This window comes from Methanomicrobiales archaeon HGW-Methanomicrobiales-1 (assembly GCA_002839675.1).
Classification (GTDB): Archaea; Halobacteriota; Methanomicrobia; order Methanomicrobiales; family Methanospirillaceae; genus Methanoregula.
Map to the genome: position 1 here is coordinate 211471 of PGYM01000003.1, position 19376 is coordinate 230846.

Sequence of the window (19376 nt, forward strand, 5' to 3'; positions counted from 1 at the left end):
TACCCAACGAGATCTCTGGATCCGGTGTGCTGCGCAAAATCTTAAAAAAGGAAATATTTGCGTTTTTTCGTCGATATTACTTCAGATAATGGCTGATTGGCTCAAGTGTCATTTTCTCGCGCTTGATCGCATCAATGGCCAGTGCAGCTGCACGCGCTGCCTGAAGGGTGGTAATATAGGGTATTGAGTAATCCACTGCCGCACGCATGATCTGGTAATGATCCTCCCGTGACTGGCGGTCCTGTGGGGTGTTGATGATGAGACGTATCTCCCCGTGCCGCATCATATCCAGCACATTGGGAGAACCTTCCTGCACTTTTCTGACCAGATGCGCCTCAATACCCGCATCGTGGAGGTAATCCACCGTCCCTTCAGTGCCGTAGAGGGTGAGCCCGAGATCACGCAGCTGCCGTGCGATTGGTGTTGCCTCTTCTTTCTGCTCGATATTTACCGATATGAATATATTGCCTTTCAGGGGGAGTTCATTGTCGGCAGAGATACAGGCCTTGTAAAAAGCAAGTCCGAAATCATAATCAATACCCATCACTTCGCCGGTACTCTTCATTTCAGGGCCGAGGACTGTATCAACACCTGCGAGCTTGTTGAACGGCAGCAGGACCTCTTTGACTGCGACATGTTTGATCTCCCGTTCTTTATGGCCAAGATCGCGCAGTTTCCTGCCAACCATGACTTTTGCTGCAATTTTCGCTACCGGGAGCCCGGTGGCTTTTGAAACGAACGGTACGGTGCGGCTTGCCCGGGGGTTGGCCTCAAGGATATAGACCACGTTGTCTTTTACCGCAAGCTGGAGATTTACCAGCCCGATTACCCCAAGACCCAAGGCGATCTTGCGGGTGTAATCCCGGACGGTGTCAATAACGCTGGCTGGCAGTGACTGTGTCGGGATCACGCAGGCTGAATCACCTGAATGGATCCCTGCCTGTTCAATGTGTTCCATAATCCCGCCAATGAGCACTTCTTCTCCATCGCAGACAGCATCGACATCGAGTTCAATGGCATTCTGAAGGTAGGAATCGATGAGAACCGGATGGTTCTTTGCAACCCGGACCGCTTCTTTGATGTAGGATTCAAATTCAACGGCATTGTGGGCGATCTCCATTGCCCTGCCCCCAAGCACAAATGAAGGCCGGACAAGCACAGGAAAACCTATCTTTTCTGCTTTCTCGAGTGCTTCTGCTTCGGAATATGCAGACGCGTTAGCCGGGCTGGGGATTTTGAGTTTATTTAACAGGACACTGAACCGGTCGCGATCCTCGGCAATATCCATCGCATCCGGACTCGTACCCAGAATCCTGGTTTTAAGGCCGAGGCGTTTGATTTCCTGCTCAATAGGTACTGCAAGGTTGACAGCATTCTGCCCACCGAACTGTACCATAACGCCATAATAATTGTCTTTCCTGAGAATATTGACAACATCTTCGAGCTGCATCGGCTCAAAGAAGAGCCGGTCTGAGGTATCGAAATCCGTAGAGACGGTTTCTGGATTATTATTGACGATGTGGACTTCCACGCCTTCTTCCCGCAGGGACTGGACCGCATGCACCGTGCAGTAATCAAACTCGATTCCCTGGCCGATACGGATTGGCCCGGATCCAAGGATGAGCACTTTCTGGCGATCGCTGGGAACGATCTCGCAGTCACTTTCATACGTGGAGTAGAAATAGGGGGTGCTTGCCGGGAACTCGGCTGCACAGGTGTCTACCATCTTGTACGAAGGGAGGCCTGCAATCTTTTCAACCTGGTCCACATTCATCCCGGTAATTTTTGCGATCTCCGCATTCGAAAACCCGAGTATCTTTGCTGACCGGATATCTGCCGGTTCAGCATGAGCTGCGAGATGTTTTTCACAATCTATGATATTTTTGATCTTCTCTAAAAAGAACGGGATAATGGAGGTGAGTTGCGCGATCTCGTCAAGGGTAAAATCCAGTCGGAAGGCATCGAAGAGACAATGGAACCGCTCATCGGTCGGGCGTGACAGGATCATCCGGACCTCACTGGGGCTTGTATGGACTTGAACATCGGTGTCGATCGACCGCTTCGCTTTCATGAACGCTTCTTCCAGGGTGCGCCCGATTGCCATCACCTCTCCGGTGCTCTTCATGGAAGTGCCAAGTGTACGGTCAGCGCCTTTGAACTTGTCAAACGGCCAGCGGGGAACCTTGACTACGATATAATCAATAGTTGGTTCAAAAGATGCCGGGGTGCATCCGGTAACGGTGTTCATGATCTCGTCGAGCCGCATGCCAATGGCGATCTTTGCTGCCACCCGTGCAATGGGATAGCCGGTTGCTTTTGAGGCAAGGGCCGATGACCGGGAAACCCGCGGGTTCACTTCAATCACCCGGTAATCGCCCTCCCAGAATGCGAACTGGACATTGCAGCCACCCTGCACATCCAGCGCCCGGATGATGTGGATTGCTGCGCTTCGCATCATCTGGAATTCGTCATCGCGCAGGGTAAGGATCGGAGCAACAACCACACTCTCTCCTGTGTGGATGCCCATCGGGTCTACATTCTCCATCCCGCAGACAATAATGCAGGTGTCTGCGGCATCGCGCATCACCTCGAACTCGATCTCCTTCCAGCCCATCACGCTCTCTTCAATGAGCACCTGGTGGATGCGGGAGCGGGAGAGCCCTAGTTCAACGATCCGGGTCAGTTCCTCCCGGGTACGGGCGATACCTCCGCCTGCCCCTCCGAGGGTATATGCTGGCCGCACAACGGCCGGAAGACCGATCTCGGCGATGGCTTCCTCAATCTGCGTGAGGGTGTTGAGTACCATACTTTTCGGTACCGGCTCACCGATACTGATCATGAGATCGCGGAACTTCTGCCGGTCTTCCCCTTTGTAGATTGCTTCAAGCGGGGTTCCGAGAATTTCTACATCTTTGAGTGCGCCCATTTCGGCGAGTTCGACCGTGAGGTTCAGGCCGGTCTGGCCTCCCATCCCAGAAAGGATCCCGTCGGGTTTCTCTTTCTCTATGATCTTTGCGATAATGTCTGCCCTGAGTGGTTCGATATAAATCTCATCGGCCATATCCGGATCAGTCATGATCGTTGCCGGATTGGAGTTGACCAGTACGACTTTGACGCCCTCTTCCCGCAAAGAACGGCATGCCTGCGAGCCCGAGAAATCGAACTCCGCTGCCTGCCCGATCTGGATAGGTCCCGATCCTATCAGGAGCACCTTTTTGATATCTGTCCGCTTAGGCATCAGGAAATCCCCCGGTACAGTGCATCAAAGAAATGCGCCTCGGTATCGCGTGGTCCCCCGTGTGCCTCCGGGTGAAACTGGACGGTGGTCAGTTTGAGGTCCTTGTTCTCGAATCCTTCGACCGTCCCGTCGTTGACATTGGTGTAGGTAATTTTGCAGCCTTCAGGGAGCGAGTCTTCATCGACAGCAAATCCATGGTTCTGAGTGGTGATGAAGATCCTCCCGTCCTTAAACCTGACCGGCTGGTTTGCGCCGCGGTGACCGAACTTGAGCTTGTAGGTATCACCACCTATGGCGAGTGCCGAAACCTGGTTGCCCATGCAGATCCCAAAGATGGGGAGTTGCCCGAGCAGTTCCCGGATACAACGGATCGCATGCGTGGCCTGCTTGGGATCCCCGGGCCCGTTGCTCACAAAGAGCGCATCCGGCTTGCAGGCAAGCACCTGTTCCGATGTTACGTCATGGGGGAACACGTGGATGTCACCCCCGCGCTTTGCAAGGCTGGTGATCATATTCTTTTTTATCCCGAGATCGATCACTGCGATGCGTTTACCTTTCCCCTCGATGCGGTACGGTTGTTTGCAGGATACTTCGGGAATGGGAACAATATCGGTAATCTGGGGAGTCCGTTTTGCAAGGCTTACTGCATAGTCCCCATCATCGCTTCCGACAACGAGTGCAGCACGCATGGTTCCATGGACGCGGGTTTTGATCGTAAGGGCACGGGTGTCAACACCACTCATGCCGAGAAGGTGGTTCTCTTCAAAATAGGATCTGATGGACGGGCTGGCGGCGGGTTTTTCACAGATCTCTTTTGCAATGCAGCCAAGGGCACAGACTTTTTCATTCTGAAAATTCTGTGTATCAACACCGTAATTACCGATCTGCGGGAAGGTGAACATGAGGATCTGGCCAAAATAGCTCGGATCCGTGAGAGATTCCATGTACCCGGTCATCTGCGTATTGAACACGAGTTCCCCGGAACACTCTCCTTCAACACCAAACCCTTCCCCGATAAAAAACTGCCCGTCTTCGAGACCCAGAACCGCCTTCATGATTTCCATATATTATGCGCCTGAGTAGTTATTAACGATAGTGCAGATGACAACAGTCAGTCACCGAAACTTCTTTTGATAAGTGAATTTGTCATCGTGATCCATGCCCGGGGATCTATCTCCAGCATAATTATTCCGGATACCTGTCAGCCAGAAAACCAGGTTCATCTGGATACTCGGTTTACAATTTTCTGTGTCATCAACGATACAGATAAAAAGCACAAGTGTTGATATTCACTTGTCGCTAAAAAAACAGAGGTGAACAATCATGGGAACTCAAGGAAGGAAAATTGTTGATACCGATGTTGACGAGCTGGTTAAGCTCCTGAACAAGGCTTTTTCTGATGAATGGCTAGCATACTACCAGTACTGGGTTGGTTCTAAGGTAGTACGTGGTCCCAACAAGGAGGCAGTTATTGCTGAACTCACCCTCCACGCAACCGAAGAACTCGGGCATGCGGTCCTGCTCACGACCCGGATTATCCAACTCGGTGGAACTCCGGTTACCAATCCCCAGCAATGGTTCAAACTCACCAACTGCGGATATGATGCACCTGACGATCCGTTTATCATCAAGGTGCTGGAACAGAATATCAAGGGCGAGCAGTGCGCCATCAAGACTTACAACAGCCTGCTGAAAAAGACCCGGGACAAAGATCCGGTTACCTACAACATCGTTCTGGGCATCCTCCAGATGGAAGTCGAGCATGAAGAAGATCTTCAGGCACTGCTCGAAGATGTCAACATCATTATGAAAAACAAATAAATTTTACCTCTTTTTTAAGAAGTATTTTTTCGTAAAACTTCCGGAAACCTGATTCGGGGAGAATTTGAGGTAAAATTGCTTTTTTTATCTGATGGGGATCACCCGGAAAACAAGGTCTCCGTTATACACGTGATGAAGCCTGATCTCATCCCAACCTCATTTTTAAATACTATTTACCGCTATTTCCCTTTAGTGAATGGAGACTTTTTGTATGAGTATTGAACACGTGAGCGGGAAAAAGAAAGGAACGGTGATGCTCTACGCACTGAGCACCTGTGGGTGGTGCAATAAGACCAAGGAGCTCCTGCGTGAGCTTGGCATTGAATTCGATTACACGTATGTCGATCTCCTTGAAGGAAAAGAGCAGGATGAGGCCATGAATATTGTCGAGCGTTTTAATCCTTCAGGCTCGTTTCCTACCCTTGTTATCAATGAGAAAAAATGTATTGTAGGATTCAAAGAGCAGGAAATACGGCAGGAGTTCCGATAAATGCCACTTATTGAGATCAAACCAGAAGATGTGGAAGCGACCTACCAAATCCTGCAGAAAGAGGCAAAAGAGGGAGGTTACCTGCTGAATCCGGATGCAGAGTTCACCAAAAATCTCATTACCGGTCTTATGAAAAATGAGCGGCGGTACGGGTATCGTGCCTGCCCGTGCCGGCTCGCTTCCGGAAAAAAGGCAGAGGATCTCGACATCATCTGTCCCTGCGATTACCGGGATCCGGATCTCAATGCATTCGATACCTGTTACTGCGCTCTCTATGTAAGTGACGATATTGCAAACGGCAGGAAAAAAATACAACCCGTTCCCGAACGCCGCCCGCCACGCTCTGTCCGGGCAAAAACCGCTGCTACCCATACGGTCCCCCTCGCAAAAGTCCCTGCCCCCGTTCTTTCATTTCCGGTATGGCGCTGTAAAGTGTGCGGCTACCTTTGTGCGCGGGATCAACCCCCGGAGATCTGCCCGATCTGCAAAGTAACGAAAGACCGGTTCGAACGGTTCATGTAACCCCCATTTTTACAAAAATCCAGATCATTTTTTGCAGTTTCCCAATCCTCATATAATGCCGCTTCCCAATAGTACCCCTATGGCAGGCCCCATAACAATCGAGATTATTGGTCTGAAAGATTCTGAATGCTGCCCGTTTCCCTGCGATGAGAACCGGACCTGTGGACTTTCTGACTGTTATCCAACAGGCAAGCTTACCGCAGCATTCGATGCACTGGCAGCAGAACTCAAAAAAGAGTATGGCGACCGGGTGGAGCTGAAACTCACGCTGGTTGATGGCGGTGTACCGGATTATGTGAAGAAAATTGTCGAGACCGATTTCCCGCCATTACCCATCGTTATGGTGAATGGGAAACTCACCCGTATCGGGCGTATAGTTCTTGACCGGATAAAAAAAGAGATTGATGCTGTTTGCTGACGTTCAGGTAACCCGGGTCAGTGCTCCGTTTCCGAGATCATAGTAGAGCCCGTGTACCTGTATCCTCTTCTCATCAACCGCTTTTTTCAGCAGTGGGTAAGTATAGAGGTGTTCGATCTGGAGCCTCACGTTCTCTTGTTCAATCTGGCGGTACCTCTCCTCCTTTTCAAGCACGGTTGTCGGTGGCGTGATCTTTTTGTCCACCCGCTCTTTTGCCTCGCGGGCATTGTTCAGCCAGAGTGGTATGTACGAATCAGTACTCTCTTTGTCGAGTGCCCGGATTGCACCGCAGTTCGAGTGCCCGCAGATGACTACATCCTCAACCTTGAGGTGAACAACGGCATACTCAAGCACGGTAGCAAAATTCCAGTCATGGATCGGCACGATATTGCCGATATTTCTCTGGATGAACAGTTCTCCCGCCCGTGCCTGGGTGATATGCCCGGTCTGGAGCCGGGAGTCCGAGCACCCTATCCATAATGTTGTCGGATGCTGACTCGATGCCAGCTCGCGGTAGTAATCGATATTCGGGGTAAAATCAGATTCCCTGAACTTAAAATTTCCCAGCAATAATTTGTCTATCATTATCCTGCATTCACCTCATATGGGGCAACTCCCGCTTACACACCTCAGGGAGCGCCGTAATGCTCACTCTATGGGAAATCAGTTAAATTTTGTGTTTTATGTCCGTTACCCATAATTCTGGGTTGAGAAAATTATGTTCCCGTTTCATCATTTGCTGACGGGGTGTCCTGAAATGCAGTACGCGCATTATCGGAATTATCGCATTAAATCGCCCCAATCTCATATCGGGGCCCGAATAATGAGAAAATTTTCTCTTTCAATGCTTCCCCGGAATCGCAGGAACCGGAAAAATTAAAATGCAATTGTTTTATATTAAAAATACGCGATGCCTTTATCGTAGTGAAATGGTAACATAAAGAAATCGACATCCAAACGATGATCTGAATGGACAATTACCCTTATCATATCAATACCCGAATAACTGGTTTTATGGAGGTGCTGTATACCGATCGTTTCTCCGTATGCTGAACCGGAACCGTTCAGCGAGGATCAGACGCTTCTTACCCTGTATACGCTTGCCGGTGAAGAGAGCGGAGGGTTCGTAACATTCCGCCCTCATTTTTTTGTTGAGATTGGAAAAGCCCTGTTCTCTCCAGGTGCTGTGGCTTCGCCGGTGCAGTTTATCGGTGCGGTGAATGTCCGGGAGCTCTCCCCCGCAGAGCTCGTCCGTGCTGAACGTGAACTCTGGACCCACTATCACAATCAGACTGCCGACCGGAACAATGACCGGCTCTTTGCTGCCTTTGCGGGTACCAAACTTATTGGAGTGGCACGGTGTTCACGCCATCCGGATGGACTTGAAGTTGATGCGGTCTATGTCCTGGATGAATACCGGCGCCGCGGGTTTGCCCGTTCGGTTATGATCCTTCTTATAGAAGAGTGCGGCAGGCAGGAAACGCTCTTCATGCACTCGAAGACCGAACTGGTGGATTTCTATGGGAGCCTGGGTTTTTATCCCATCGCAGAAATTGATCTGCCAAAAACAATCCGGGACAGGTTTGATTTCTGCATGGGAAATCTCAAGGGAATTGATGTATGCCCGATGAAACGTGATCCTGCGTCTCTTCCGGCAAAATTGAATACCTGATGGTGCAGAGGATGAACGATCAATCCTTAATTAATCCGGAATCCGGGGAAAAAATGGGCATTCTTCCCGGTTTAACTCAGTTATCAGACCTGTGCAGAATCGGATCAGGGAGAGCGAAACATGATTGCTGAACTGTTCTCCCTAACCATCATCGTGCTTCTTGCCGGCACTATCTTTCCCCTTCTCTTAGCCTCGTCAGACCGGAGATCCGTACGCACGATTTCCCTGTCCTGCGTAATCATCGCATCCCTTCTGCTGGCGTGCTTTTCCCTTCTGACCCTGCTCTCCGGCAGAACAGAACATTTAACGCTCTACCAACCCCTCCCCGGGTTCTCCTTCTCGTTTGTTATCGATCGGCTCGCTTCATTTTTCCTGCTTATCATTGCGGTCGTATCGGCGTGTGTTTCCCTCTACTTTACTGAATATATCGAGCATATGGACGGGCAGTCCCGCAGGAACCTGCTCTGCGGTTGTACCAGTCTCTTTATTCTCGCAATGGTGCTTGTCGTTGCCTCGGCAAACACGCTCTCGTTCTTCTTTTCCTGGGAACTGATGGCGGTGAGTTCATTCTTCCTCGTCATGTACGAGTATTCGCAACCTGAATCAAGGAAAGCAGGGATCTTTTATTTTTTGCTGACCCAGTTGTCATCCCTGTTTATCCTGCTGGGAATAATTACGCTCTTCATCCAGACGGGTTCGTTTGCGATCACCCCTTTGTCAACAGCATCGACTCCTCTCATTACCGTTGCATTCCTTGCACTTTTCATTGGTTTTTCCATAAAGGCAGGAATCATCCCGTTCCACAAGTGGTTGCCGTATGCCCACCCGGCAAGCCCGTCACCGATTTCCGCTCTCATGTCCGCCGTGATGCTCAAGATCGCCGTCTATGGGCTGATTCGTTTCCTGCTGGATGTGTTCACGCCGGATCTCTGGTGGGGTGTGCTGATCCTTGCCGCGGGCACGGCATCGGCGGTTCTTGGCATTATCTATGCGTTAAAAGAGCATGATGTCAAGGGAATGCTCGCCTATTCGAGCATAGAAAATATCGGGATTATCTTCACCGGCATTGGGTTGTCCGTGATCTTTACTGCCCTTAATCTTCACGATCTCGCAACCCTCAGCCTGCTGGGTGCGCTTTTCCATTCGCTCAACCATTCCCTGTTTAAGAGCCTGCTTTTCCTCACCGCGGGTTCCGTCGTATCTGCAACCGGTACGCGGGATATCGAGCACATGGGAGGACTAGCCCAACGGATGCCGGTCACCTCTGCGCTCTTTTTTATCGGCGCAGTTTCGATAACTGCATTACCCCCCTTAAACGGGTTTGCCAGCGAGCTCCTGATCTTCATCTCGTTCTTCTCATCATCTTTTACGGTGCTCGAACCGCTGCTTAAAGTTCTCCTGTTTATCTGCCTTGCCCTGTTCGCACTGACCAGTGCTCTTTCCGCAGCATGTTTTGTCAAGGCATTCGGGTCGATCTTCCTTGCCCTACCCCGTTCCCCGGAGAGTGCCGCTGCCCGTGAAGTTCCCCGTGCCATGCTGATCGGACCCGGCATTCTTGCAGCTGCCTGCATACTCCTCGGCGTATGTGCTCTCCAGATCTTTGCATTCGTCGGCTTTGCAGTTCCCCTGCCGGATATGCTGCTGGTCAGCCTGCTTCTCGGGGGCATGGCGGTGTTTACCTATGCAGTACTGTATTTCACCGCCTCCCGCGAGGTACGGGTGAGTGAGACTTGGGGATGCGGGACACTCTCGCAGCAGGCATCGGCAGAATACAGCGGTCATGGGTTCTCAGAACCCCTCGACATCATCTTCTCGTCCATTTACCGCACGCGGACAACCAATGAACGGACGTTCTATGACCAGAAGAACTGCATATTCAAGGAAGGTAAAGGGGAGATCCGTCTCCTGAAGGTATTTGAAGAATATCTTTACCGTCCTCTCGCACAGCAATCCATGCGGGTTGCGGGCAGGGTATCGCGTTTCCAGAACGGGTGTCTTGACACGTATCTCCTCTATGTCTTTATCACCGTCATTGCTGTGATCCTGTTCCTTGGGTGGTTTGCATGAACGCCGATTTCTTCATCTATCTCGTGATCAATACGCTCATCGTTATCGCAGTCTCGCCCCTCTTTGTCAGCCTGATCAAAAAGGTGAAGGCCTGGACGCAGGGGCGGCAGGGCCCATCCATTTTTCAGACCTACTTTACGCTGATGAAACTGCTGAAAAAGGAAGTCATCTACTCTCCCAATTCATCGCGGATCATGCGGGTCACCCCGCTTGTCACGATGGCGGCGATCCTTGTTGCCGCACTTTTTGTCCCGCTGGTCTTCGTGCCTGAACCGGTGGGAGGTATCGGTAACATCATTCTCTTCCTGTACCTGCTTGTCCTTGCCCGCTTCTTTATGGCGCTCGCCGGCCTGGATGCCGGCAGTGCTTTCGGGGGTATGGGCAGTTCGCGGGAGATGAGTATATCTTCCATTATCGAACCCACTACCATCATCGTCTTTGCTGCGCTTGCGTTCGTCTTTAAGACTCTCAATATCTTTGATATGTTTACCCTCAATGTATCTGCCGGATCGCCCTCCCCATCAACACAAATCCTGATCGGTATCTCGTTATTTATTATCATTATCGTAGAGACCTCGCGGATACCGGTCGACAACCCTGAGACGCATCTTGAACTCACCATGATCCACGAGGGTATGATTCTCGAGCAGTCGGGCAGGAACTTAGCCCTGATGGAACTCTCCGCAGCCGTCAAGATGACCGTTCTCATGGCGCTCCTCATCAACCTGCTCGTGCCGTTTGGTCTCATGACCACCCTGACCCTTACCGGGCTCCTTATTGCGCTGGTCGTTTTCGTGGTAAAAGGATCGATCCTTGCCGGGATCATCGGGCTCTTTGAATCGTCAATGGCAAAGAAACGGTTCTTCCAGCTCCCCAGCCTGTTTGCCATGGCGTTCTTCTTCTCGACCCTGATCATCATCATCGAGGTGTTCTCATGATCGACACCGCAATCGTCGTCGGGATCATCAGGATCCTGTTTGTATGCATCATCATTACGGCAGCCTACATCATCTCGACACGTAACCTGCTCTCCGTAGTGTCCGTCTATGCCCTCCAGAGTCTCACTCTTGTCGGTATCGCGCTTGCGCTCTGGTCACTGGAGGGATCCCTGGTTCTCCTGGCGATTGCCGGGGTCACGTTTGTCAGCAAGGTTCTCATCATCCCGTACTTCATTGCCACCATCCAGGAAAAGATCCGGATCAAGCGGGATATCGAGTTCCATTACCTGAATCCCACAACCTCGCTGCTCATCTCGATGGCACTGATGCTGGTGATCTACATGGCGCTCGAAACAATCCTTAAAGATACACCCGCCTGGGACAACAGCCTCTTTTTCTTTGGCGCAGTGCTGGGGATCTCGCTGATGCTGATGGGCATGATGGTCACGTTCAGCCGCAAGAGGGCTATTACCAAGGTCTTAGGATTCCTCTCTATGGAAAACGGTGTGCTCCTCTTTGGTATGTTTGTCACCGAGCTCCCGTTCATCATCGAGTTTTTGATCGTCATTGACCTGATCATCGTCGTAATCCTGACGGCGATATTATCGGTAGGTATCGATTCGACCCTTGAAGATTACCATAAGCGTCTCCACCGTTTCCACCTCCTGGAAGAGGAGGAGGATGTCGCATGATCCTGATTGCCTTTGTCCTGGTATCGGTGCTCTCGCTGGTTATCATTGCAGCTACCCGGAACCACCGGCAGATGAACACCGTGTGCATCTCCCAGGCACTGATCTTTGCCGCGCTCGCTGTCTACATCGCACTCTTCGAGCAGGTGCCGGTGGTGTCGTTTCTTGTCGGAAGCCAGTATTTCTTTATCGATCACCTCGGGCTTTTTGAAGTGCTGATCGCAACAATCATCTTTGCCTGCGCTGCGGTCTATGCCCGGGGGTATATCGGAGGACTTCTTGAGAGCGGGGAACTGGAAAAAGGCAGTCTCAAGCTCTTCTATGCGGCATGGGTTTTGCTCCTTCTGGTCATTGTCCTTGCATTCTGTTCTGATAATCTCGCACTCTTCTGGATCTTTGCTGAAATGACCACCATCATCTCTGCAATGCTCATTGCCATCCTTTCTGCCCGCGAGAACATCGATGCAGCGATCAAGTATATCTTCGTGGCTTCGGTTTCCATGCTCTTTGCGTTTGTCGGGTTCATCTTCCTCTTCGAGATATCGCGGGTCTATATTGGCACCGGTACCCTGAACTGGACCGTGCTCATGCAGCATGCTGCTGGATTTTCCCCCGGCATGATGATCGCTTCCTTCGCGCTCGTCTTTATCGGGTTTGCTGCAAAGTCCGGTATATTCCCGTTCCATACCTGGCTGCCGGAAGCCCATGCGAAAGCCCCGTCAGCGGTGAGTGCTATTCTCTCCGGTGTACTGCTGAACGTGGGTATCTACGGGATTATCCGCATGTATGCGATTGTGCACCAGACAACCGCTGTTGCTACCATTGCGCCGATGATTGCGGTGTTTGGGATCCTTACGATTGGCATTGCCGCCTTCTCCATGATACCCCAGAAAAACTTAAAAAAACTGGTGGCATTCTCCAGCGTGGAGAACATGGGGATCATGCTCGTGGGTCTTGCCATCTCCACGCCGGTTGCGCTCTTCTGGGTGCTCTTCCACATCATGGCACATTCCCTGACCAAGGCCTCGCTCTTCTTCTCTTCCGGTATCCTGCACCGGCAGTACCGGAGCCGGTTCTCGAGTGATGCAGCGGATGAGATTAAGGATGTATTCCGGCTTCAGCCGCTGGCTGCATGGGGAATTATTCTGGGCGGGCTCGCGATCATTGGTATGCCCCCGTTTCCCATCTTCTTCTCAGAATTTTTCATCATGCTCCAGCTGGGTGCCATCTCCCTCTGGGTGCTTGCGGTGATACTTGTCCTGCTGTTCATCGCGGCGGCGGCGCTGGGATACTTCGTACTCACGACATTCACGCAGGTTTCTGAACCGGAATCACTGTCAGATATTATTCCCTACCAGACTCCCGCCAGCATGAAGATTCCCATCATCTTCCTGCTTGCACTCCTTCTCCTTGTCGGTATTGTTCTCCCTGCCGGTGGTATGGAGTTCCTCAACCAGATTGTAACGGAGCTGAAATTCTGATGACTCCAGACAATGATATCGGGATACGGGCAGTACAGGAATTTCTTGGTGAGGCTGCCCTCGGTGATCGGCTCAGCCACGGGCCCAATAATGAACAGTATGTACTCATCGAAGAAGCAGAATTCGAAACGGCGGTATCGCACCTTGCTGCCAACAAGTTCGTGTTGATCAGCCTCTTCTGCTGTGAAGGCTTTTCCAGCAACGCTGCGCACACCCTCTTTTACGTGTTTGAACGGCGAACCAGCATTCTGGTGCTGGTCCGTAATGTCAGCGGACGTGCAACCTCCATTGCCTGCATCTATCCGTCGGCTTGCTGGTTCGAACGGGAGTGTCGTGACGGGTTTGGTGTGGAGTTTGACGGAGCCTTTGATACCCGTCGGCTCTTCCTGCACGAGACCTATCCGGAAGGGTTCCACCCGCTGAAGAAATCGTTCAGGAATGCGCCTGTTGTCACCCGGGCGACTATTGATCCCTCTGAAGAATACCCGTTCCGGCAGGTGAGCGGTGAAGGGGTATACCAGGTGCCAGTCGGCCCGGTGCATGCAGGAATCATTGAGCCCGGGCACTTCCGGTTCAGCGTGATAGGCGAGACGATCTTCAACCTCGAGTGCCGGATGTTTTACAAGCACCGGGGTATCGAGAAACTGGCAGAAGGAAAACTACCCCGGGAATGTCTCGGGATTGCTGAGGCAGTGAGCGGTGATGAATCGGTGGCAAATGCAACCGCGTTCTGCATGGCAATCGAGCAGATATCCCGTATTCAGGTTCCTGAACGGGCATGGTACCTGCGGACAATCCTTCTTGAACTGGAGCGGATCCACTCGCACTTAGGGGACCAGGCAGGGATGCTCGTGGACGTGGCGTTCCCGCTGGGCGCCAACCAGTTTTCGGTGCTGCGTGAAGAATGTTTCCGCGAAAATGACCGCCTTACCGGTTCACGGTTCCTGCGAAATATGGTCTCTGTTGGCGGGTTGAGCCGGGATATTGCAAAACCAGATCTCGACGAACTCGCTGTATTTGTGCACCGGGCACGGAAAGGGTACAAGGTAGGGCTGAAGATTGTGCTCTCTACCGCATCGGTAATCGACCGGTTTGCAACTACCGGAGTGATCCGCCCGGCCCTGCTGCGCCCGCTCAATATTACCGGCCCGGCAGCACGTGCTTCCGGCGGGAAGGTAGATGTCCGGCTGAATCACCCGTACGGTATCTACGAACAGTTCGCTCCCAAGCCACAACGGCTCCGGGATGGGGATGTCCTCTCCCGGTTTACGGTCAAGGCATCGGAGATCATGGACTCGTTTGACCTGATCGAACGACTGATCGCAGCAATGCCTGAGGGAGAAATCGGCACAACGCCTGTGATCCATGACGGTTACACCCTAGCGCAGGTGGAATCTGCCCGGGGCCAGAACCTCTGCTGGGTCTGGATCAAGGGCGGCGTAATCGAGCGGTACAAGGTCCGGACTGCTTCGTTCTGCAACTGGCTGGCACTCGAACATGCAGTTCAGGGGAACATCGTCCCGGATTTCCCGGTGATCAACAAGAGCCTGAATCTCTCGTACGCGGGAACAGACCTGTGAGGTGAGGAAAAATGGTAAATGCATTAACCTGCCTGCTGAAAAAGAAAGTGACCGAAGAGGTGCCGGTACGGGATGAAGACTTAGAGATTCTTGGCCGTGCCATAAGGACGGAAATCGATGCAGTGTTCGGCCGGAGCCTTGCGATCCGGGAACTGGATACCGGCAGCGACAATGCCACGGAAATTGAGATCAACAATCTCAACAACCCGTTTTACGATGTGGAACGTTTCGGTATCTTCTTTGTTGCCTCTCCCCGTCATGCGGATGTCCTTCTCGTGACCGGTGCTGTCACGCACAATATGGCAATCGCAGCAAGAAAGACCTACGATGCCATGCCGTCTCCCAAGTTTGTAGTCGCCGTTGGCGATGATGCCTGTAATGGCGGGATCTTTGCCGGAACGTATGCAGTCCTTGGCGGCGCGGAAAAGATATTTCCGGTGGACCTGAAGATACCCGGAAACCCCCCCACGCCGATCCAGATTCTTTCGGGACTGCTTGCATTAATGAAGCAGGCCCGGGCGCACTGACTGCGTGAAATATAGCGCAAATACACTTTTTTTGTACGGTTTTCAGGGTTATCCTATTTATTCCCGTAAAATAACCTGATACCTGTATGAAACCGGTACGTAAATGGGGGCCCGGGCCGTATCCGGTTGCGGTCATTCATGGAGGTCCGGGTGCTCCGGGTGAGATGGCACACGTGGCACGGGAACTGTCCGGGATGAAAGGAGTCCTCGAACCTTTCCAGACCGAGAAATCCCTTGAAGGACAGATACAGGAACTTCGTTTGGCCCTGTCAGAATATGGCCAGGTACCAGTAACCCTTATCGGTTTTTCATGGGGAGCTTTTCTGTCGTGGATGGTGGCTGCACGGTATCCTGAGCTCGTCCGTAAGTTGATCCTGATTAGCAGCGCACCCTTCGAGGAGCGATATGCAACCTATATCACCAGGACCCGGCTGGACCGGCTTAAATCAAAGGAACGTGCGGAAGCGCAGACCCTCCTGAAACAGATAGAGGCACCAACAACTCCGGACAAAGACGCTCTCCTGGGAAGACTGGGGTGTCTCCTTGCCCACGCGGATGCATTCGATCCGATCAGTCTGGAAAACGAGTCCTTTCACTGCCAGTATGATGTTTTCAAGGGTGTCTGGGATGAGGCTGCAGAGCAGCGGCGGAATCTGGCCCTCCTCCGTCTGGCGCATTCGATCAAATGCCCGGTAGTTGCGATTCATGGTGACTATGATCCTCACCCTGCTGAAGGCGTTAAAGAGCCGCTTACCCGGGAACTGTCCGACTTTAAGTTCATCCTTCTGAAGAAGTGCGGCCACCGTCCGTGGATTGAGCGCAATGCGTCTGAGGACTTTTTCGGGATTCTTGCAAAGGAGATCTGAAATAAGGAGAACCGGGTTTTGTCGGTTCCTGCCCGGGACATTTCAGTGAATGCTTCTGATAACTGGCAATTGCACTTTTTTGATTAATTTTTATTAGCTTTCAAATGAATCCGAGTTGGGGGGAGTTGGGTCCCTCTTTGTCTGGATAGGGTACTACCCCTTCCCATTTGCCCGGAGGGGAACCCCCCCTCCAAAAAAAGAGGGGATGTGCTTGACCGCCCCGTCACTTGAAAATATTTTGACCCCTCCCCTCTTAGTGCAAAGGGGGACCTTACCCCCCTTTAAAAATGTGTGGGGGTCGGTTGTGAACTTTCAGTGGAGGGTTGAAATGATGAATGGTAAGGAGGGTTCCCCGCCTCAGGGCCTTTCCGAGGCACGGCGGGGTGGATGACTGTTTTGTTGTTAGGCATTTGAACCCCCGCAGGGGCGTCCCTTCGGGGACGGTGGTGTTCATCGCTATGTTTTGAAAGAACTAGCTTACTTCTCCCCAATCCCCCCAATCCTCTCTTCCAGCATTTTCCCGTGCGACCCGTTCCAGTACAGTTTCCTGCAGCTTTCGCACCAGAAGAACGACAATCCCCGCCAGTCCTTTGGCGCATAATCGGCACCCGCGATCTCGCACTCGAATGCTTCCCGGACCTGAGTGTTGCAGAGCGAGCACCGGCTCATCGTCACCCGCCGCTGGATCAAACCTAGTTCTATGAGTTGCTGCACCTGTTCCATCACATCTTCGGACCTGATCAGGATCGCCTTGTCTTTCCCGCGCCGTGCCAGCTCGGCATCCCGGGTGAGCAGGATGCGTTGTTCCTGAAGGCTGAGTTCCAGCAGGAGAGTATCTTCTTTTGCATTACCCTCGGCAAGCCCGTTTGCGCTCGTGGTATCATAGCCCATGAACCGCAGGTACCGGGTGAGGGTGCCAAGCATGCGGTCCGCGAGGAAACGTGGCTCGGAGGCCGGACACTGGTGAGCGGGGATTACGTGTTCAGGAGACATGGCGCACAATCTCGATCTTTTCACCACAGTTGGTACATTGGTTGCCGTCAAGCGCAACAAACCTGCTGGAAAACCCCTGCCGTTCGATCAGGGTTGTATTGCAGTGGGGACAGTACGTGTTTTCGTACGTATTTCGGGGCACATTGCCGAGATAGGGGAATCTCAGTCCCAGCGCTTTTGCTTTCTTGTAGATCTTTTCCAGGGTTGCGACAGGAGTTGCTCCCCGGTTGAGCATCTTGTAATCCGGGTGGAACGCGGAGAAGTGCATCGGGGTATCCGGGCCGAGGTGTTCTATCACCCAGCGGATCAGGTTCTCCTGCTCTTCCATGCTGTCATTGAGACCCGGTATCACCAGCGTGACCGTCTCGACATGCATGCCCAGTTCCTTTGCGAGCTGTGCCGAATCGAGCACCGGCTGGAGCTTTGCCCCGCAGATTTTTTTGTAGAAATCATCGGTGAATGCCTTGAGGTCCACCCGGAATGCCCCGAGCATCGGTGCGAGCTCGCGGAGCGCTTCTTCCGTGATGTACCCGTTTGTCACGTACACGGTGCCGAGCCCTTTTGCCTTTGCCAGCGTGCCCATATCCAGCGCATATTCGTGCCAGATCGTTGGCTCGTTATAGGTCCACGAGATGCTTGCACTGCCGCTCGCAAGTGCCCGCTTCACCCCTTCCTCCGGTGCCAGTGAACGGAGCATGGCACCATCCAGACCTGCGCGGGAGATGTGCCAGTTCTGGCAGTGCTCGCAGTGAAAGTTGCAACCGATACTGCCGAGTGAGTATGACAGGGTGCCGGGCAGGTAGTGGAAAAGAGGTTTTTTTTCGATCGGATCAACTGCTTCAGCGCTGATCCTGCCATAGGTCATCGCTTTGAGAGAGCCGTGTTCGTTCACCCGCACGCCACAGATGCCGTGTTTTCCGTCATTGATTGTACAGCGATGGCTGCACAGCGAGCATTTCACTGCATTGTTTTCCTGTTTAACGTACTGGCGTGCTTCGTGCATACCCTGCTCTTTTAACGAGTGATTAGGGATGTTCCTTATTCTCTTTTTCTATCTCTTTGAAAGCATCTGCACCATCGATCTCGAGGACAAACGAACCGCGATATCCGCAGTTCTTGCAGAGATAAATCTGTCCGACACACCCCCCGACAACGGGAAAAATATCCTGGCTCTTGCATTTCGGACAGTAATACATAGTAAACAACTCTATATGAGCATCAGGTACAAAAACTAGTGCAATGAGGAATATTGTCATCTCGCTGGGCGGTTCAATCCTGATACCATCCCTTGAGAAGAACCGGATCAGCAGCTATGTCCCGGTACTCAGGGCAATCGCGGAGCACCACCGGCTCTTTGTTGTTGTTGGCGGGGGCGGCGCAGCACGGGATTATATTGAAGCTGCCCGGAAACTTGGTGTGGACGAGGGGACTTCCGATGAGATCGGCATCCTGATCACCCGGCTTAATGCCACTCTCCTGATCGCTGCTCTTGGGGATTCGGCCTACCCGAAAGTTGCGGAGAGTCATGCAGAGGCAAAGAAATTTGCAGAAACCAACAAGATCGTAGTCATGGGCGGCATTACACCCGGCCAGACCACCGATGCGGTTGCAGCGGTACTTGCCGAACGCGTGAGGGCGTCTGTTTTCATCAACGCAACCTCGGTCAATGGCATCTATGACAAAGACCCGAAAAAGCACAAGGGTGCGAAGAGGTTCGAGACCCTCACCCCCGAGCAGCTGCTGGTAATTGTCAGCCAGATCGGACTTGGTGCCGGGTCCAATAATGTGCTTGACATCATCGCCGCCCGTATCGTCGAGCGCAGCCATATTCCTCTTGTAGTGCTTGACGGAACGGAACCGGAGAACCTGTCAAATGCGATCATCAGGGGAACTTTTACGGGAACGATTGTCTCCGAATCAGGCAAATCTCCTCTCCCGGTCTGATCGCAGATACCATTACCTATTTTTATCATCCCGGCACATCTATGATGTCGCGGGGTAGTAGGGTAGCCTGGTCCATCCTAGAGCGTTTGGGACGCTTTGACGGCGGTTCGAATCCGCCCTACCCCATTGG

General features: G+C 52.2%; 18 protein-coding genes and 1 tRNA gene. 14 read left to right on the forward strand and 5 right to left on the reverse strand.

What is annotated here, in order from left to right:
• Nucleotides 1–76: 76 nt before the first annotated feature.
• Nucleotides 77–3238, reverse strand: coding sequence for a carbamoyl-phosphate synthase large subunit (locus CVV30_10505; GenBank protein ID PKL68345.1), 3162 nt, complete (start codon nucleotides 3236–3238; stop codon nucleotides 77–79).
• A complete protein-coding gene (locus CVV30_10510) occupies nucleotides 3238–4293 on the reverse strand; it encodes a carbamoyl phosphate synthase small subunit (GenBank protein ID PKL68531.1) in 1056 nt (351 codons plus the stop codon). The genes CVV30_10505 and CVV30_10510 overlap by 1 nt, the downstream gene beginning before the upstream one ends.
• A 268-nt stretch (nucleotides 4294–4561) precedes the next feature.
• Here CVV30_10510 and CVV30_10515 point away from each other — a divergent pair, with 268 nt between their 5' ends.
• The 4 genes from CVV30_10515 (at nucleotide 4562) to CVV30_10530 (ending at nucleotide 6489) form a co-directional block, all read left to right on the forward strand.
• On the forward strand, nucleotides 4562–5059 hold the full coding sequence (locus tag CVV30_10515; GenBank protein PKL68346.1) for a ferritin: 498 nt from the start codon (nucleotides 4562–4564) through the stop codon (nucleotides 5057–5059).
• 211 nt (nucleotides 5060–5270) lie between these two features.
• Nucleotides 5271–5549, forward strand: a complete 279-nt coding sequence (locus CVV30_10520) for a glutaredoxin family protein (protein ID PKL68347.1) — start codon at nucleotides 5271–5273, stop codon at nucleotides 5547–5549.
• A complete protein-coding gene (locus CVV30_10525; protein ID PKL68348.1) occupies nucleotides 5550–6071 on the forward strand; it encodes a ferredoxin:glutaredoxin reductase in 522 nt (173 codons plus the stop codon).
• Between the two features lie 79 nt (nucleotides 6072–6150).
• Entirely contained in the window at nucleotides 6151–6489 is a 339-nt protein-coding gene (locus tag CVV30_10530) for a hypothetical protein (protein ID PKL68349.1), read from the forward strand.
• 3 nt (nucleotides 6490–6492) lie between these two features.
• Here the strand turns inward: CVV30_10530 and CVV30_10535 are convergent, their stop codons facing one another.
• Nucleotides 6493–7074 carry a carbonic anhydrase gene (locus CVV30_10535; GenBank protein ID PKL68350.1) on the reverse strand — a complete coding sequence of 194 codons (582 nt, stop codon included), beginning with the start codon at nucleotides 7072–7074 and terminating at the stop codon, nucleotides 6493–6495.
• Between the two features lie 622 nt (nucleotides 7075–7696).
• Here CVV30_10535 and CVV30_10540 point away from each other — a divergent pair.
• The 8 genes from CVV30_10540 to CVV30_10575 all read left to right on the forward strand — a co-directional run bounded on the left by CVV30_10540 (nucleotide 7697) and on the right by CVV30_10575 (nucleotide 16309).
• A complete protein-coding gene (locus CVV30_10540; GenBank protein ID PKL68532.1) occupies nucleotides 7697–8161 on the forward strand; it encodes an N-acetyltransferase in 465 nt (154 codons plus the stop codon).
• 120 nt (nucleotides 8162–8281) lie between these two features.
• Nucleotides 8282–10228, forward strand: coding sequence for a hydrogenase membrane subunit (locus tag CVV30_10545; protein PKL68351.1), 1947 nt, complete (start codon nucleotides 8282–8284; stop codon nucleotides 10226–10228).
• A complete protein-coding gene (locus CVV30_10550; GenBank protein ID PKL68352.1) occupies nucleotides 10225–11166 on the forward strand; it encodes a hydrogenase in 942 nt (313 codons plus the stop codon). Before CVV30_10545 ends, CVV30_10550 begins: the two co-directional genes overlap by 4 nt.
• Nucleotides 11163–11858, forward strand: coding sequence for a hydrogenase subunit (locus tag CVV30_10555; protein PKL68353.1), 696 nt, complete (start codon nucleotides 11163–11165; stop codon nucleotides 11856–11858). The genes CVV30_10550 and CVV30_10555 overlap by 4 nt, the downstream gene beginning before the upstream one ends.
• A complete protein-coding gene (locus CVV30_10560; protein PKL68354.1) occupies nucleotides 11855–13336 on the forward strand; it encodes a hydrogenase membrane subunit in 1482 nt (493 codons plus the stop codon). The genes CVV30_10555 and CVV30_10560 overlap by 4 nt, the downstream gene beginning before the upstream one ends.
• Nucleotides 13336–14916 (forward strand): hydrogenase, encoded by a 1581-nt coding sequence (locus tag CVV30_10565; protein ID PKL68355.1) that lies wholly within the window; start codon nucleotides 13336–13338, stop codon nucleotides 14914–14916. The genes CVV30_10560 and CVV30_10565 overlap by 1 nt, the downstream gene beginning before the upstream one ends.
• Nucleotides 14917–14927: 11 nt before the next feature.
• Nucleotides 14928–15443 (forward strand): formate hydrogenlyase, encoded by a 516-nt coding sequence (locus CVV30_10570; GenBank protein PKL68356.1) that lies wholly within the window; start codon nucleotides 14928–14930, stop codon nucleotides 15441–15443.
• Nucleotides 15444–15529: 86 nt separating this feature from the next.
• A complete protein-coding gene (locus CVV30_10575) occupies nucleotides 15530–16309 on the forward strand; it encodes an alpha/beta hydrolase (protein PKL68357.1) in 780 nt (259 codons plus the stop codon).
• Nucleotides 16310–16786: 477 nt separating this feature from the next.
• Here the strand turns inward: CVV30_10575 and CVV30_10580 are convergent, their stop codons facing one another.
• Nucleotides 16787–17302 (reverse strand): hypothetical protein, encoded by a 516-nt coding sequence (locus tag CVV30_10580; GenBank protein PKL68358.1) that lies wholly within the window; start codon nucleotides 17300–17302, stop codon nucleotides 16787–16789.
• Nucleotides 17292–18305 (reverse strand): AmmeMemoRadiSam system radical SAM enzyme, encoded by a 1014-nt coding sequence (gene amrS, locus CVV30_10585; protein ID PKL68359.1) that lies wholly within the window; start codon nucleotides 18303–18305, stop codon nucleotides 17292–17294. The genes CVV30_10580 and amrS overlap by 11 nt, the downstream gene beginning before the upstream one ends.
• Nucleotides 18306–18541: 236 nt before the next feature.
• Between amrS and pyrH the strand changes: the two genes are divergently transcribed.
• On the forward strand, nucleotides 18542–19246 hold the full coding sequence (pyrH, locus tag CVV30_10590; GenBank protein PKL68360.1) for a UMP kinase: 705 nt from the start codon (nucleotides 18542–18544) through the stop codon (nucleotides 19244–19246).
• A 51-nt stretch (nucleotides 19247–19297) separates the two neighbouring features.
• Nucleotides 19298–19372 (forward strand) — tRNA-Pro (locus CVV30_10595).
• The last annotated feature ends 4 nt before the right edge of the window (nucleotides 19373–19376 follow it).